Source organism: Kineococcus rubinsiae (assembly GCF_011839805.1).
Classification (GTDB): domain Bacteria; phylum Actinomycetota; class Actinomycetes; order Actinomycetales; family Kineococcaceae; genus Kineococcus; species Kineococcus rubinsiae.
Genome location: NZ_VWPY01000049.1, coordinates 16,565 through 32,186, shown reverse-complemented (window position 1 = coordinate 32,186; position 15,622 = coordinate 16,565). Strand labels below are relative to the sequence as shown.

Annotated in this window: 11 protein-coding genes; 3 read left to right on the top strand and 8 right to left on the bottom strand. The window is 76.9% G+C overall.

What is annotated here, in order from left to right; all coding sequences use genetic code 11:
* From ftsL to mraZ, 3 genes are all read right to left on the bottom strand, one after another.
* A partial coding sequence (gene ftsL / locus F1544_RS18395; RefSeq protein ID WP_208972152.1) for a cell division protein FtsL occupies positions 1 to 446 on the bottom strand: 446 nt, incomplete at its 3' end.
* Positions 443 to 1,597, bottom strand: coding sequence for a 16S rRNA (cytosine(1402)-N(4))-methyltransferase RsmH (gene rsmH / locus F1544_RS18390; protein WP_167587579.1), 1,155 nt, complete (start codon positions 1,595 to 1,597; stop codon positions 443 to 445). The genes rsmH and ftsL, both read right to left, overlap by 4 nt.
* 275 nt (positions 1,598 to 1,872) lie before the next feature.
* Complete coding sequence (gene mraZ, locus F1544_RS18385) at positions 1,873 to 2,304, bottom strand: division/cell wall cluster transcriptional repressor MraZ (protein WP_167587578.1); 432 nt, start codon at positions 2,302 to 2,304, stop codon at positions 1,873 to 1,875.
* 391 nt (positions 2,305 to 2,695) lie between these two features.
* Between mraZ and F1544_RS18380 the strand changes: the two genes are divergently transcribed.
* The 3 genes from F1544_RS18380 to F1544_RS18370 all read left to right on the top strand — a co-directional run bounded on the left by F1544_RS18380 (position 2,696) and on the right by F1544_RS18370 (position 7,566).
* Positions 2,696 to 3,742: an AAA family ATPase gene (locus tag F1544_RS18380; RefSeq protein ID WP_167587577.1), complete on the top strand. Its 1,047-nt coding sequence runs from the start codon at positions 2,696 to 2,698 to the stop codon at positions 3,740 to 3,742.
* A complete protein-coding gene (locus F1544_RS25905) occupies positions 3,739 to 5,073 on the top strand; it encodes a DUF58 domain-containing protein (protein ID WP_167587576.1) in 1,335 nt (444 codons plus the stop codon). The genes F1544_RS18380 and F1544_RS25905 overlap by 4 nt, the downstream gene beginning before the upstream one ends.
* A gap of 123 nt (positions 5,074 to 5,196) precedes the next feature.
* Positions 5,197 to 7,566, top strand: coding sequence for a transglutaminase TgpA family protein (locus F1544_RS18370; protein WP_167587575.1), 2,370 nt, complete (start codon positions 5,197 to 5,199; stop codon positions 7,564 to 7,566).
* A 447-nt stretch (positions 7,567 to 8,013) separates the two neighbouring features.
* Here the strand turns inward: F1544_RS18370 and F1544_RS18365 are convergent, their stop codons facing one another.
* The 5 genes from F1544_RS18365 to F1544_RS18345 form a co-directional block, all read right to left on the bottom strand.
* The gene (locus tag F1544_RS18365; RefSeq protein ID WP_167587574.1) at positions 8,014 to 8,415 is read right to left on the bottom strand and encodes an SCO2097 family morphological protein; all 402 of its coding nucleotides are present in this window, start codon (positions 8,413 to 8,415) and stop codon (positions 8,014 to 8,016) included.
* A gap of 120 nt (positions 8,416 to 8,535) precedes the next feature.
* Positions 8,536 to 9,798 carry a DNA polymerase IV gene (gene dinB / locus F1544_RS18360; protein WP_167587573.1) on the bottom strand — a complete coding sequence of 421 codons (1,263 nt, stop codon included), beginning with the start codon at positions 9,796 to 9,798 and terminating at the stop codon, positions 8,536 to 8,538.
* Between the two features lie 144 nt (positions 9,799 to 9,942).
* Entirely contained in the window at positions 9,943 to 10,674 is a 732-nt protein-coding gene (locus F1544_RS18355) for a methyltransferase domain-containing protein (protein WP_167587572.1), read from the bottom strand.
* Positions 10,675 to 10,813: 139 nt separating this feature from the next.
* Positions 10,814 to 15,049 carry a DNA polymerase III subunit alpha gene (locus F1544_RS18350; protein ID WP_167587571.1) on the bottom strand — a complete coding sequence of 1,412 codons (4,236 nt, stop codon included), beginning with the start codon at positions 15,047 to 15,049 and terminating at the stop codon, positions 10,814 to 10,816.
* Between the two features lie 122 nt (positions 15,050 to 15,171).
* On the bottom strand, positions 15,172 to 15,609 hold the full coding sequence (locus F1544_RS18345; protein ID WP_167587570.1) for an SAV_6107 family HEPN domain-containing protein: 438 nt from the start codon (positions 15,607 to 15,609) through the stop codon (positions 15,172 to 15,174).
* Between the last annotated feature and the right edge of the window lie 13 nt (positions 15,610 to 15,622).

Here is a 15,622-nt window from a genome sequence, read left to right as displayed (position 1 = left end):
GCCGCGGGCTGCGCGGGGGCCGGCGGGGTGGGGGTCGGGGCGACGGCCGCGTCGGCCTCCCCGACGACCCCCGCGCCCGTCAGGTGCACGGCCCCGGGGGCCGGGACCATGCCGAGCTCCGCGGCGGCGGCGGCGAGGTTCTGCGGCGCGGACAGCGCGGCCAGGGCCTCGTCGGCCGCCTGCTGCTGGTCGGCGAGGGCCGAGGACTCCACCTGGCGGTCGGTGATCTGGTACGCGTCGCCGGCGATGGCGATGTTCGTCATGAGCAGGCCGAACAGGCCGAGGGTCAGCAGCAGGACGCAGGCAAGCGGCAGGGGCACCCGAAGCCGCAGCGCGGCGGGCGGGGTGACGACGCGCAGCGCGGGGCGCTCGGGGCTCGTGACCTCGGGGCGCGCCCGGTTCACGCGGACCGGTGCGTTGCGGGCCGCGATGAGGGGCTGGCTCATTCCCGGGTCCTTCCGTCGCTCGTGCCGTTCTCGTCCGGCGGTGGGGGGTCGTGGACAGGTGCGGGACTCGACCCGCGGTGACGCCCGGGCCGGGGAGGCCCGGCCCGCCGCGGGATCCGGCCCGACGCCGCGGCGCCGTGCTCACGATCATCGGCGGGCAGCCGGACGACGGCACGAAGGCGCGCCGACGCCGAGCGCGGATTCTCGGCGAGTTCCGCCTCGTCGGCGGTCTCCCCGGAACGGGTCAGGAGTTCCGCGCGCGGTCCGGTCCCCGGTGGGGCGACCGGCATGTCCGGCGGTGCGGTGCTCGTGGAGAGCTGCCGCAGAACGGTTTTGGCGATGCGGTCCTCGAGGGAGTGGAACGTGAGCACGGCCAGGCGGCCGCCGACCGCGAGCCGCTCGAACGCGGCCGGCAGGGCGCGCTCGACGACGCGGAGTTCGTCGTTCACCTCGATGCGCAGCGCCTGGAACGTGCGCTTGGCGGGGTTTCCCCCGGTGCGCCGGGTCGCCGCAGGAACGTTGGCGCGCACCAGGTCCACCAGCCGTGCAGAGGACGTGAAGGGTTCCCGCTCGCGCTCGCGCAGGACGGCCGAGGCGATCCGCGGGGCGAACCGCTCCTCGCCGTAGACGCGCAGCAGGCGCGCGAGGTCGCTGTGGGAGTAGGTGTTCAGGACGTCGGCGGCCGTCGGCCCCGTGGACGTGGCGTCCATCCGCATGTCCAGGGGCGCGTCGCGGGAGTAGGAGAAACCCCGCTCGACCTCGTCCAGCTGCAGGGAGGAGACGCCGAGGTCGAAGAACACCGCGTCGACCGTCTCCAGGCCCAGGCCGTCCAGGACCGCGGGCAGGGCGTCGTGCACCGCGTGCACGAGGGTGACCCGGTCGCCGAAGGCCGCGAGGCGGCGGCCGGCGAGCTCGAGCGCCTGCGGGTCGCGGTCGATCCCGACCAGGCGCGTGGTGGGGCTGCGGCGCAGCAGCTCGGCGGCGTGGCCGCCCATGCCGAGGGTCGCGTCCACGGCGACGGACCCGGGGTGCTGCAGCGCGGGCAGCAGCAGCTCGGTGCAGCGCTCGAGCAGCACCGAGCGGTGCCGGGCGCCGACCTCGAGCTCGAGCTCGGGGTCGGGGAACTCCCCGCCGGCGCTCGCCTCGGTCACGTCCCACCCCCCTGCTGCCCTGTCACCGCACCGGTCCCGCCGCCTGCCCGTCCCGGGGTCTCCCCCGGTCCGCCCCTCCCGCCGCTCTCGGCGGTCCCGCACCCGTCCTCGTCGTCCCGCCCGCACACCGTGGTCCCCATCCGCTCCTCGCCCCCTGGTCCGGGCCTGGCGCCGGGGAAGTGGCGTCAGGGCCGGGCCCTGGAGGTCGGAGCGGCTGGAGGCCGCGACCTGCGGTGCTCCGCCCACCCTCGACGTGGGGTCGAGGGTCAGGCTGGTCAGACGATGCCCGGCAGCACCTCCTCCGACTGGTCGGAGAAGGGCTGCTCGGCGGCCGCGAGGTAGGTCTCCCACGTCGGGAGGTCCCAGAGCTCGACCCGCGCGCCGGCACCGATGACGGCGACGTCGCGGTCCAGACCGGCGTAGGTGCGCAGGACCGGGGGCACCGTGAAGCGCCCCTGCTTGTCGGGCGTCTCGTCCGAGGCCCCCGACAGGAAGACGCGCAGGTAGTCGCGCGCCTCCTTGCGGGTCAGCGGCGCCTGCCGCAGCTCCTCGTGCATCCGCTCGAACTCCTGCATCGGGAAGAGGTAGAGGCAGCGTTCCTGCCCTCGCGTGATGACCAGGCCGTCCGAGAGCTGCTCGCGGAACTTCGCGGGGAGGATCAGGCGGCCCTTGTCGTCCAGGCGCGGCGTGTGGGTGCCCAGGAACACGCCACACCCCCGGCCGGATGGTCTGTCAGCGACCCTTCTGGCCCGCTGTCCTCCACGGTACTCCACTTCGCTCCACCGTCAACTGCCGATGACCGAGAGTGACCGGCCGGTCGACCCATCGCTGCAGGTCAGGGCGGTGGAGGGCAGTGGAGGGCGGGTCCCGTGCGCGCGACTCCTCCACTGCGTGTTCACGCCGCGGGACCACGCGGAGGCACCGGAGGGGCTCGCAGCGGGGTCCGGACAGGGCCGAACCGGCGTCCGGACGGGGGTGGAGGGGCGGAGCGGGCACGCGGTGGGGCACAGTGGGGCGCGGTGGTCGAGCCGGTCAGCCGGCTCGGCCTGACGAGGACGCGTGCCCCGGGTGCGTGCTCCCCTGGAGAGACGAGGGCCAGTGACCACGACGAGCGCACCGCCCGGCAGCTACGACGCGGGCGGGGGGCGGGCGCAGCAGCCCGCGCCCGACGCGCCGCCGAGCGAGGCCGAGCTGCCCGCCGCGCTGGAGCGGCTCACCGCGACGGCCGACACGCTCGCGCGTGCGGTGGACCAGGTCATCCAGGGCAAGGACGAGACGGTCCGCCTGGCGCTGACCGTCCTCTTCGCCGAGGGCCACCTGCTGGTCGAGGACGTGCCCGGGGTCGGCAAGACGATGCTGGCGAAGGCCCTGGCGCGCTCCATCTCCGGCACCGTGCGGCGCATCCAGTTCACCCCGGACCTGCTGCCCTCGGACGTGACGGGCTCCAGCGTCTGGAACCAGGAGCGCGGCGAGTTCGAGTTCCGCCCCGGCGTGGTCTTCGCCAACGTGGTGATCGGCGACGAGATCAACCGCGCCTCGCCCAAGACGCAGTCGGCCCTCCTGGAGTGCATGGAGGAGGGGCAGGTGACCGTCGACGGCACCACGTGGGGCCTGCAGCGGCCCTTCATCGTCTTCGCGACCCAGAACCCGATCGAGATGGACGGCACCTACCCGCTGCCGGAGGCCCAGCGCGACCGGTTCATGGCCCGCATCTCCATGGGCTACCCGTCCGCGGACGCCGAGCTGACGATGCTCTCCCAGCACGGCCAGACGCAGCCGCTGGACCGGCTCGGGCCCGTCGTCGACGTGAGCGAGGTGCGGGCGCTGACGCAGGCCGTGCGCGGCGTGCACGCGGCCGAGGCGCTCAAGCAGTACGTCGTGGACCTGGTGCGGCGCACCAGGTCCCACCCCGACCTCCGGCTCGGGGCGTCACCGCGGGCCGCGCTGCACCTGCTGCGCGCCGCGCGGTCGCGGGCCGCGCTCGACGGCCGCGACCACGTGCTGCCGGACGACGTGCAGGCCCTCGCGGTGCCCGTCGTGGCCCACCGGCTGCTGCTGACCGCCGACGCCCAGCTGTCGGGACGCGACGGTGCGGACGTCGTCCTCGACGTCCTGCGCACCACCGCGCTGCCCTCCCCCCGGTGACCCCGCCGCGCGGTCCCCGCCGCCCGTCCCCGCGGCCGCTGCGGCTGACGCCGCGCGGGTGGACGGTCGGCGTGGTCGCGGTGGTCACCCTGGTGGGTGGGCCGGTGCTCGGTCAGCGCGACATCCTGCGCATCGGGGTGCTGCTGGCCGTCCTGCTGGGCGTCGGGGCCTCCGCCGCGCTCCGCTCGCGCAGCAGCCTCACCCTCGAGTCCAGGTCGAAGGTCGGCTTCGTCGAAGCCGGCAACCCCGCCCGCGTCCGCCTGTCGGTGCGGGGCACGGGGCGCACGACCGGCGCACGCCTGCTCGTCGAGGACGACGTCCCGCTGGCCCTGGGCGGCACGCCGCGGCTGCCCGTGCCCACCCTCGCCGACGGTGAGGTCCTCGACCTCGACCACACCCTGAGGTCGGACGTCCGCGGCTCGTTCCCGATCGGACCGGCCGTCCTTCGGGCGCGCGACGTCCTGGGCCTCACGGAGTCGAGCCAGGTCCTCGGCGACCCCGTCGTCATCGACGTCCTGCCCCGCGTGCACGAGCTGACCGAGCTGACCCTCGGCGACCTCGGCGGCTCCCGCGGCTCCTCCGCCAGCGCGTCGGCCACCACGTCCCCCGACGACGCCTCGATCCGCGAGTACCGCGTCGGCGACGACCTGCGGCGGGTGCACTGGCGCTCGACGGCCCGGCGCGGGCAGGTCATGGTCCGCTCCGACGAGCACCCCGGCCGCCCCGACGTGCTGCTGCTGCTCGACGACCGGCTCAGCGGCCACCGCGGGGCGGGCGCCGCGTCCTCGCTGGAGTGGGCCGTCAGCGCCGCGGCCTCCGCCGCCGTGCACCTGCACCGGCGCGGGCACCACGTGCAGCTCCTGCACGGCGGGCAGGTGGAGCCGGTGCGCGAGCTGGACGAGACGTCCGCTGTGCGCTCGCTGCTGCGGTCGCTGTCCCGGCTGACCCCCGGGCCGCCCGACAGCCTCTCCCGCTCCGTGGCCGCCCTCGGCCGCGCCGACTCGACGCTGCTGGTGGCCGTGCTCGGCGACGTCGACGTGGAGGACGTCCGGCCGCTGATGAGCGCGCGCCCGCTCGGCGCACCGGCGCTGGCCCTGCTGCTGCGCACGCGGGAGTGGGACCCGGCGCACCGGCGCGGGGGCACTCCGCCGGCGCCGGACGCCGACCCCGAGCGCGGGCTGCAGCGCGCGCAGCTCGTCCTGGCGCGCGCCGGCTGGCGCACGGCCACCGCCTCCCCGACCGACGCCCTGCCCGACGTCTGGGCCCGCCTCGCCCGGGTGGGGGCCCGCGCACCCGTCGCGGCCCCCGACGTCCGTGACGCCCTCGGCTGAACGGCCCGGGCGCGCGGCACCCGTGGCCGCGAGCGCGCCCGCGCCGGGTGACACTGGTGTCCGGGGACCGTGCCCGGCCTCCCGCGCGAGGACCGGGCACCCGACCGTGCAGAGGGGACGACCGTGACGCGAAGTGCGCGCACCGCGTGCTGGGCGGGCCTGGCGAGCGCCGGAGTGGTGCTGTCGCTGCGGCCGCTGGTGGTGACGTCGGGCTGGCTCGTGCCGGCCCTGGCCGTGGTGGCCGCCGTGACGGGCAGCGGCATCCTGCTGCGGGCACTGACCCGCCGCACGGGCGTGGCCGTCCTCGGGCAGGTCCTCGTCCTCCTCGTGGCGACCCTCGTCCTCTTCGGCGGCGGGACGACCCTGCTCGGCGTCGTGCCGACGCCCGCGACCCCGGGCCGCTTCGTGCAGCTCGTGGGCGACGGGATCCAGGTCGTGCAGCGCTACAGCGTCCCGGCCGTGGACCTGCGCGGGCTGCGCCTGCTGCTGGTGAGCGGGGCGGGCCTCGCGGCGCTGGCCGTGGACCTGCTCGCGGTGACCCTGCGCCGCCCCGCGCTGGCCGGGGTCCCGCTGGCCGCCGTCTACGCGGTGCCGCTGGCGCTGGCGCCCGGCGGGTCGTCGGCTTCCGCGTTCCTCGTCGCGGCGGTGCCCTACCTCGTGCTGCTGGCCGTGGGCCGGCGCCGCAGCGGCTGGCCGGCCGCCCTGCACGGCGTGCGCCGCGCGGGCACCGGGGCCGTCACGGCCACCACCGGCACCTCGGCGCGCTCGGCTGCGGGGGCGACGGCCGGAGTCACCGCCGTCGTCGCCCTGCTGGCGGCCGTCGCGGTCCCCGCGGTGGCGCCCGACCTGGACGAGCGGCCCCTGACCATCGACACGGGCAGCGGCGACACCATCGCCGTCATCAACCCGATCCTCAACCTCAAGGCGAGCCTCGGCGCCCGCTCCGACGCGACGATCTTGACCTACCAGACCGACCAGCAGGACCCCGCGCCGCTGCGCATCGTCACCGCCGACGTGTTCGACGGGGAGACCTGGGCGCCCAGCACCGGGGGGGACATCCCCCGCAGCCAGCGCGTGCAGGACGGGCTGCCCACCGCGCCCGGGCTCTCCGACGCCGAGCGGGCGCAGGCCGTGCCCCACTCGACGCAGATCTCCGTGCGCGGGCTGGACCAGACCTACCTCCCGCTGCCCTACCCGGCCGAGCGCGTCGCCATCGCCGGCGACTGGCTCTACGAGGCCGAGAGCCTCAACGTCGTCGGCGACGGGGAGACGACCCGCAACCGGCGCTACACGGTGACCCACCTCGACGTGGAGCCCACGGAGGACGAGCTGCGCACCGCCGCGCCCGCCCCGGACGAGCTGCGCGAGAAGTACACGGCCCTGCCGGACGACCTCCCCCAGAGCGTCCGCGACGCCGCGGTCCAGGTGACCCAGGGCGCCCGCGACCCCTACGAGCAGGCCGCGGCGCTGCAGCGGTACTTCCGCTCGACCGGCGGCTTCACCTACTCGACCTCGGCCCCCAACGACGGCGGCTCCAACGCGGTCGCGACCTTCCTCGCCGAGAAGACCGGGTTCTGCGTGCAGTTCGCCTCCGCGATGGCGGTGATGTCCCGCTCGCTCGGCATCCCCGCCCGGGTCGCGATCGGCTTCCTGCCCGGCGAGGAGGTGGCCGACGGCAGCTGGCGGATCAGCGCGCAGGACGCGCACGCCTGGCCGGAGCTGTACTTCGAGGGCACGGGCTGGGTCCGCTTCGAGCCGACCCCCGCGACGCGCACCGGTCAGTCGCCGTCCTACAGCGTGCCCGCGGCACCGCTGCCCACGCCCACCGCGAGCGCCTCGACGGCCCCCGCCCTGCCGCAGGCGACGAGCGCGGCGCCGACCGCCTCCGCCAGCGCGACCAGCTCCGCCGCCGGCGGCGCGGGCGCCGACGCGCAGCGCTCCGCCGCCGACCGCTTCCTGGCCCTGCCGTGGGGCTGGATCCTCGGCGGGCTGCTGGTGCTGCTCGCCCTGCTGCTGCCCGTCACGAGCAGCGCCCTGCTGGCGCGGCGGCGCTGGTCCCGCGCGAGCGGCACGAGCGGTGCCGCCGAGGCGGCCTGGGCCGACCTGGAGGACCGCACCCGCGACCTCGGGGCCCGCTGGGCGCCCTCGGACACGCCGCGGCAGTCCGCCGCCGCCGTGGAGTCCCTCGTCGCCCTGCCCCCCGAGGCCGTGGAGGAGCTCACGCGCCTGCGCCGGGCCGTCGAGAGCGCCCGGTTCGGCGCGGGGTCGATGACCGCCGCCGGTCCTGGCACCGATGCGTCGAGTGGGGTGGCGTCGGGCGGGGTGGCGACGCTGGAGCGGACGGCGACCGCGCAGGCGCGCGTCGTGCGCAGCCAGGTGGACCACGTCGTCGCGGCGATCTCCGCGCGCCGGCCCCGCGTGCCGCGCTGGCGCGCGCGCTGGCTCCCCTCCGCGGGGACGCGGGCGCTGCTGCGGTGGTGGGACCGGAGCTGACCTCCGGCTCCACCCGGTCTCCCGGTGCGCCGGGCGGCCACCTCTTGCCCATGACCCCTCGCGTACGGCCGTCGCTCCACCGCGGGCGTGCAGGTGGGTCCACCACGCCGCGGTGAGGCGCCGCCGCGTGCGGTGAGGGTGAGCGCGGGGACGGCGGCAGCCCTGGGGGGCGGCGTGGTCCGGCGTCCCGGCGCAGCGGGAAGCGCCCGAGCGGGGGTCCGCGCCGGACCACGACGCGGGAGCGTCACGGCGACGTGGACGCGGGAGCGTCACGGCGACGTGGACGCGGGGGCGTCACGTCGGCGTGACGGCGCGAGCCGTGACGGGCGGCAGTTCGGAGGAGGGCGTCCGGAGGCGACCTGCGAGCACCGGTGCGCGCAGGCGGGCGGACAGAGTCCGGGGGTCGGCTCTGAGAGCCGGGTCTCTGCGAGGTCGGGGTCTAGGAGGTCACCACTGGTTGCGGCGCCGGTCCCAGCGCTGCTCGAGCCGCTCCATGAAGGAGCCGCTCTTGCGCGACCGGGCGGGACGCGACGTGGGACGGGGAGCACCCGCGGTGGGCGGGGTGGCTGCCCGGGCGTCCGTCGTGGCCTTCGCCGGCGAGAGGGCCCAGAAGGCGCCGGCGAGCATCACCACGAAGCTCGCCGCCCCCAGCCAGGTCTGACCGCTGCTGACGGCGATGACCAGCAGCACGAGGCCCACGACGACGGCGACGATGCCGACGAGGAGGCGCCTGCGCGCAGCTCGGCCCTGGCGGGAACCCCGCATGGCGTTGGCGAACTTGGGATCGTCCGCGGACAGCGCACGTTCCATCTGCTCGAGCAGACGCTGCTCATGCTCGGAGAGCGGCACCTGTACCTCCTGGCGTGCGCATGGTAGGTCTCAAAGGATATGTCCCCGCGGGCGTGGACGAAACTCGGCTTACCACATCGTCACCCACCGGCAGCCGGTTCGTCTGGCGGTCGGGGTCGCTCACCCCCACCTGGAGCCAACGGACGGGGACGGCCGAGTGGTTCCGGGGGTCAGCAGCGTGGCCGGTCTCACACTTCCGGCCCCGAAGCGGGCGCTCGCGCGGTCCACCGCGTCGTCGGCCTCGCGCCACCCCTGGGGGCGTTCGCCGAGCACGAGCTGGTGGGTCCGGGTGGAGGCGTCGACGAGGCCCTCGAGGCGGACGCCGACCAGGCGCAGCCGTGCCCGCTGCAGGCCGAGGGCGTCGTAGAGGTCGCGGGCCGTCGCGTGCACCTCGCGGGTGACGTCGGTGTGCTCGCGCAGGGTCCGGGACCGGGTGATCGTCGTGAAGTCGGCGAACCGCACCTTCAGCACCACGGTGCGCCCCGCCATCCCCGCCGACCGCGCGCGCGACGCTGTCCGCTCGGCCAGGCGCAGCAGCTCGCGGTGCACGACGTCCGGGTCGTCCACGTCGCGGGAGAAGGTCTCCTCGCTGCCGATGCTGCGCTCGGGGGCGGTCGCGACGACGCGGCGGGCGTCGCGGCCCCACGACAGCTCGTGCAGGTGCTTGCCGGTGGCCTCGCCGAGCCCCCGGCACAGGGTGGCCAGCGGGGTGTGGGCGATGTCGGCGACGGTGCGCAGCCCCAGGCGCTGCAGGGTCTCCTCGGTCCGCTCGCCCACCCCCCACAGCGCCCCGACGGGCAGGGCGTGCAGGAACGCCACGGTCTGCGCGTGCGGCACGACGAGCAGGCCGTCGGGCTTGGCGCCGCCGGAGGCGAGCTTGGCGACGAACTTGCTGGAGGCCACGCCCACCGAGCAGGTGATCCCCTGCTCGTCGGCGATCCGGTCCCGCAGCAGCTGCGCGATCGCCGCCGGGTTGCCGAGGCGGCGCACCGCCCCGGAGACGTCGAGGAACGCCTCGTCGAGGCTGAGGGGCTCCACGACGGGGGTGACGGAGCGGAAGACCGCCATGATCCCGTCGGAGATGCGCGCGTAGTCCTCGTGGTGCGGGGGCAGCACGGTGGCCACGGGGCAGAGCCGGCGGGCCCGGCTCATGGGCATGGCGGCGTGCACCCCGTAGCGGCGGGCCTCGTAGGTCGCCGACAGGACGACCCCGCGGTTGCCGCCCCCCACGATGACCGGCGTCCCCCGCAGCTCGGGGTGCCGCAGCAGCTCGACGGAGGCGTAGAAGGCGTCCATGTCGGCGTGCAGCACGGTGCAGCCGGTGTCGTCGTCGGAGTCGATCCCCCAGCCCTCGGCCGCCGGGCGCAGCTGCCGGCGGCTCACGCGACGGCCCCGCGGGGGGACCCGGTGAGGCCGGACGCGACGGCGGGCACCGCGAGGACGGACACGACGGCGGGCGCCGCGAGGACGGGCACGCCTGGGGCGCGCGGAGCGGAGACCGAGGCGGCGCCGGTGGGCGCGCCGGGGTCAGCGCCGGGCGTGCAGGTGCAGGTGCCCCGCGAGCCCGAGGAGCTCCGGGGACCGCGCGGCGACCCCTTCGAGCTCGCGCAGCAGCGCCACGTCGGCGTCGGACTCGGTGCTCGCCGGGGGCACGACGTCGCTGAAGGTCCGCGTCCCCTCGACCTCGGTGACGGTGAACCCGGCCTGCTCGGCCAGGGCGGTGGCGGTGGTGCGGTCGAAGCGCCGGCGCAGCGGGTCGCCCGCGCTGGAGCGGTGGTCGGGGTCGGACAGGACGTGCAGCGCCTGCGTGAGCTGGCCGGCCAGGGCCCGCGAGAGGACGGTTGCCGGCCACTGCGCGACGAGCAGGCTGAGGTGGCCGCCCGGGCGCAGGGTCCGGTGCGCGGCGGCGAGGGCCGCCGACGGGTCGTCGACGACCTCGAGCACGCCGTGGCACAGCAGCAGGTCCGCGCTGCCCTCGCCCAGCAGGCCGGGCAGGTCGGTCGCGTCGCCCTGCAGCGCGCGGACCCGGCCGGCGAGGCCGGCCTCGACGGTGCGGCGCTCCAGCGCGGCGAGGGCGTCGGGGCTGGGGTCGACCACGACCACCTGGTGGCCGAGGGCGGCGACGCGCACGGCGAGACCGCCGGTGCCGCCGCCCAGGTCGACGACGGAGCGGGGACCCTCGCCCCCCTCGGCGAGGAGGCGCTGCACCCCTTCCCAGAGCACCGTCGACGTCCGGGGGCGGCTGCGGTCCTTCGCCACGCGTTCCTCCAAGGTGCTCCGGACCGCGGGGGCGACGGCGGTCTCCCCGCCGGGGGGCGCCGGCCCTGGTCCGGGCTCCACCCTAGACACGGGCGGGAACCGGCCCGCGCAGCCCGCGCCGGGGTGCGGGAGGCCGCGGTCACCACCCCGAGCTCCCCTGGCTGGAGTGCCACAGCTTGCGCGGCGTGCCGTGGCGGTGACCCGTCCCCGCGGGGGTCCCGGCGGGGGTCCCCGCGGCCTCCGTGGACGGGTCCGCGGGAGCGGTCGCCTCCCCGGCGGCGGCCTCCACCGGCTCGGGGGTGCTGCGCCGGGCCATCGACCGGGAGTTGCGGGTGTCCTCGCCGGGCGGGCGGACGTCGGCGTAGGGCGACTGCCGGAAGCCGCTGGCGTGCACCAGCACGCGGCGGCTGCCCATCCCCCCGGCCCGGCCGTGCTCCTCGGCGTGCGCCGCGGGGTGGGCGCGGTCGCCCATCGGGCCACCGCCCACGGGGGGCCGGGAGACCACGGGCCGCGACGAGCGGCTGGCCGCGGCCCCCGCGACGGCGGCCGCGGAGTCGTAGCCCGGCACGGGGGCGGCGTCGATGATCGCGCGCACGGCGTCGATCCCCCCGCTGCTCCAGGCGTCCCACAGCGCGGGCAGCTCCCACGCGCCGGTCGCGCGCATCGACACCCCGCGCGGTCCGGTGCGGCGCAGCACCCCGCGGACCACGAGGAGCCAGGAGTGGAAGACGGTGGCGGCGTAGGGGCCCTGGGCGTCCTCGAAGAAGGTCGCGTCGAGCGGGCCCGTCGTGTCGTCGAGGGTCAGGAAGACGACCCGGCGCCCCGAGCGGACCGGCGGGGTCTGGGTGGCGACCTTGACGCCCGCGACGAGCAGCTCGCTGGAGCTGCGCTGCCGCAGCAGGTCGCGCGCCGAGGTCGTGCCCAGCGCCCGCAGCAGCGGCGCGTAGAAGTCGACGACGTGCGCGCTGGCGTCCAGGCCCAGCACGTCGATCTCCGCGCGCACGCGCTCGGCGCCCGTCATCTCGGGCAGGCCGCTGGGGACCACCTCCTCCGGGGCGTCGCCCAGGTCGAGGGCGAGCTGCACCGTGGTGTCGTGGTGGTCGGCCCCGCGGGGCGCGCGCGACTGCCGGGAGGCGGCCTCGCGCACGTCCGTCGCGGCGCCAGCGCCGCGGTCCACCGCGGCGCGCGAGCGGCGCGGGGCGGGCGCCCCGGCCCCGCTGCGGGTCCAGCGGTCCAGCTCCGCGACCTGCAGCAGCAGGTCGCGGCGCGTCGTACGGCCCCGGCGGGCCGGCGGGGTGCCGGCGCGGCCCACGGGGCGCAGCCCGTGCAGGGAGTCCACGGCCCCGGCCAGCACGAGGCGCTCGGCGATCGGCCGCGAGGGCCGGGCCCGGTGCCAGAGGTCGGCCAGGGAGCGGTAGGGCTGCCCCGCGACGATCCGGGCGACCTCCGCCTCGGAGATGCCCTTGACCTCGGCCAGCGACAGCCGGATCCCGTACCCCGTGCCGTCGGCGATGCCCTCGCCCAGGCCGTCGGGGTTGCGGACCGCCTCGCCCACCTCCCAGGGGTTCAGCAGGCCCTGGGTCGGGCCGCGCCCGCGGTGCGCACCGTCCCGGTACCCGTCCTCCCGGTCGCCGGTCTCCCGGTCCCCGTCGTCGGCACCCCCGTCGTCGCCACCGTCGTCGTCCCCGTCCGCGGGGCCGTCCGCGTCCAGGCGTTCGACGCGGTAGGTGTCGCCCGAGGCGTTGACGTCCAGGCCCAGGACGGCGATGCCGAGGTTGCGGGCGTCGTCGAGGATCAGGCGCTTGGGGTACATGCCCGGGTCGTGGGTGAGGACCCCGGCGAGGAACGCCGCCGGGTGGTGCGTCTTCAGCCAGGCCGACTGGTAGGTCGGCAGCGCGAAGGCGGCGGCGTGGGCCTTGCAGAACCCGAACGAGGCGAACGCCTTGAGGACCTCCCAGATCCTCTCCACCGTCTCGGCCGGGTACCCGTGCTCGAGGGCGCGCTGCTTGAACTGGGGTTCCATCTCGTCCTGGCCCGCGCGGGTCCCGAGGTGGCGGCGGTACTCGTCGGCCAGCGCGAGGTCGTGCCCCGTGGTGGCCTGGATGAGCTCGATGACCTGCTCGTGGAACACCACGACGCCGTAGGTCTGCTCCAGGACGTGGCGCAGCCGGTCGTCGAGGTACTGCGGCGCGGACCAGCCCTGCCGGGCCCGCAGGAAGGGGTTCACCATGTCCGACTTCACGGGCCCGGGCCGGAACAGGGAGATGTCGATGACGATGTCGGCGAACGTCGACGGCGCGAACTTGCCGACGAGCTCGCGCTGGCCGGGCGACTCGATCTGGAAGCACCCCAGGGTGCGCGCGGACTGCACGAGGCGGTAGGTCGCGGGGTCGTCCAGGGGGACCTGGGAGCGGTCGTCGAGGTCGACCTGCTCGCCGTCGACGCGGGCGACCTCCTGCACCGCGTAGGCCATCGCGGACTGCATGCGGATCCCCAGGACGTCGAGCTTGAGCAGCCCCATGTCCTCGACGTCGTCCTTGTCGAAGTGGCTCATGGGGAAACCCCGCCAGCTCGCCTCGACGGGGGTGCGGCGCAGCAGCCCGGGGTTCGACAGCACCACGCCGCACGGGTGCAGGGCGATGTGGCGGGGCAGGCCGTCGAGGCGCTCGACCAGGTCGAACAGGACGTCGAGGCGCTGCTCGCCGAGCCCGCTGCGGCGCAGTTCCGGGAGCTCGGCGATGGCGCTGCGGGCGTCGCGGGCCCGCAGGTGCGGGAACGCGGTGGCGATCGCGTCGACCTCGACGGGCGGCAGGCCCAGCGCGGCCCCGACGTCGCGCACCGCGTGGCGCACCCGGTAGGTGTCCATCATCGACACGCACGTCACGCGCCCGCCGCCGAAGCGGTCGAGGACCGCTTCGTAGACCTCCTCGCGGCGGGCGGCCTCGACGTCGAGGTCGATGTCCGGCAGCTGCCCGCGCCGGGGGTTGAGGAACCGCTCCATCAGCAGGCCGTGCTCGAGGGGCTCGACCCCGGAGATCCCCAGCAGGTGGTTGACGACGCTGCCGGCCCCGGAACCCCGCGCCGCGACCCGGACCCCGAGCTCGCGCGTGAGGTCGCAGACGTCGGCGACGGTGAGGAAGTAGGTCGCGAAGCCCACCGACCGGATGATCGCGAGCTCGTCGTCGAGGCGGCGGCGCACCGCGGCCTCCCGCTTGACGTCGGCGCCCGGGTAGCAGCGGTGCAGGCCCGCCTCGCTGCGCGCGCGGAGCACGGCGTCCGGGTCGTCGCCGTCGGCGAGCCCGAGCGCGGCGTGGTCGGGCAGGTGGTGCAGGCCCATGCCGAGGTCCGCGCGCGGGTCGAGGCGGGCGCGGGCGGCGAGCTCCGCCGTCGCGGCGAGCAGGTCGCGGGCCGCCGCGAGGGCGTCCTGGCCGCCCGCGGCCCGGGCCACGTCGACCGCCGTGCGCACCATGTCGGCGGCGGGCAGCAGGTGGCCCTGGCCCGTGGTGCGGTCCAGGTGCCGGGTGTCCAGCGGGACGAGGCGGCGCACGGCGTCCAGCAGGTCGGCCGTGGGGGCGCCGTCGGGGTCGGCGTAGCGCACGGCACCGGTGAGGACGGCGGGCACGCCCGCGGCGCGCGCCAGGGCGAGCATCCTCCCGGCGTGCTCGGCGCTGGCCGGGGTGTCCTGCGGGCCGTGGTGGCAGACGACCTCGACGTGCAGCGACCCGGCGGGCAGCGCCTGCTGCCAGCGGCGCAGGACGGTGGCGGCGAGGTCGTCGCGGCGGGCGAGGACGGCCCGGCCGACCTCCGAGGCGGGGCCCAGCAGCACCGCGAGCGCCGGGGCGCCGTCGGGGGCCGCGGCGTGGGCCGCGACGAGCTCGAGGGAGCTGACCGGGCTCCCGCGCTCCCCCGCGAGGTGGGTGGCGCTGACGAGCTCGCACAGCGCCCCCCAGCCCTGACCGGCGCCGGCGTCGCCGAGGGCGAGCACGGTCGCGCGGGGCAGGCGGGGGTCGACCGTGGCGCCACCGCGGACGGGGGTGCGGCGGTGGGCCGCGACGGAGGGGTCGGCCCAGGCGGGCAGGCCCGCGACCAGGCCGGTGGCGGCGGTGGCGAGGTCCACGCCGAGCACGGGGGCGAGCCCGGTCTCCTGGCAGGCGCGGACGAACTTCACGGCGCCGTACAGGCCGTCGCGGTCGGTCAGCGCGAGGGAGGACATCCCCAGGTCGGCGGCGCGGGCGACGAGGGCCGCGGGGGTCGAGGCGCCGTAGCGCATCGAGTACCCGGAGGCGACGTGGAGGTGGGTGAAGTCGTGCGGGTCCAGCGGGCCGGAGGAGCTGAGCCGGCTGTGCGGGCTGGACGGGAGGTGCGGGCTGGACATGTGGTGACGTCCTCTGTCGAACGCGCCCGGGGGAAGGACGGAGCGGCAGCGGTGCGGTGGTCTGCCCGGCGGAGCCGGGCGGGGGGCGGGGCCCCGGGGGTGCGCCGGAGGGCGCGCTCGCGTCAGCCGGCCAGCGGCTGCAGGCGCGTCAGGCCGAGGGCCGACTCCACCACGTGGTGGAACTGCTCCGCCTCGTGCAGGAGCGCGTCGGCGGAGGGGAGGTCGACGAGACCGTCCCGGCCGGCCTCGACCGCGGCGCGGCGGCCGGCGGTGGCGGCGAACAGCGCCGCCCAGGGCTCCAGGTCGGGGGCGATGCGCGGCAGCATCTCCCACACGCTGCGGGGACCGCCCCGGCGCGGGGAGGTGGGCCGGCCGCGCACGGCGACGACGGCGGCCCCGGCCCGCAGCGCGGCGAGGTGGGCGTGGACGTAGCGCTCCCCCGCGTCGTCGCTGCCGAGGGCGGCCCGCAGCTCGGCGTCGGAGCGGTCGAGCAGGTCGAGCGCGGCGCTGGTGAGGGGGGCGCGGGTGGAGGGGTCACGGGTGTCGAGCGCGGTGGTCATCGGGAGCTCCTCG

Bases quoted from the DNA above. Each gene is read 5' to 3' on its own strand.
- F1544_RS18350 (WP_167587571.1), bottom strand. From the start codon at position 15,049: ATGTCCAGCCCGCACCTCCCGTCCAGCCCGCACAGCCGGCTCAGCTCC.
- F1544_RS18345 (WP_167587570.1), bottom strand. From the start codon at position 15,609: ATGACCACCGCGCTCGACACCCGTGACCCCTCCACCCGCGCCCCCCTC.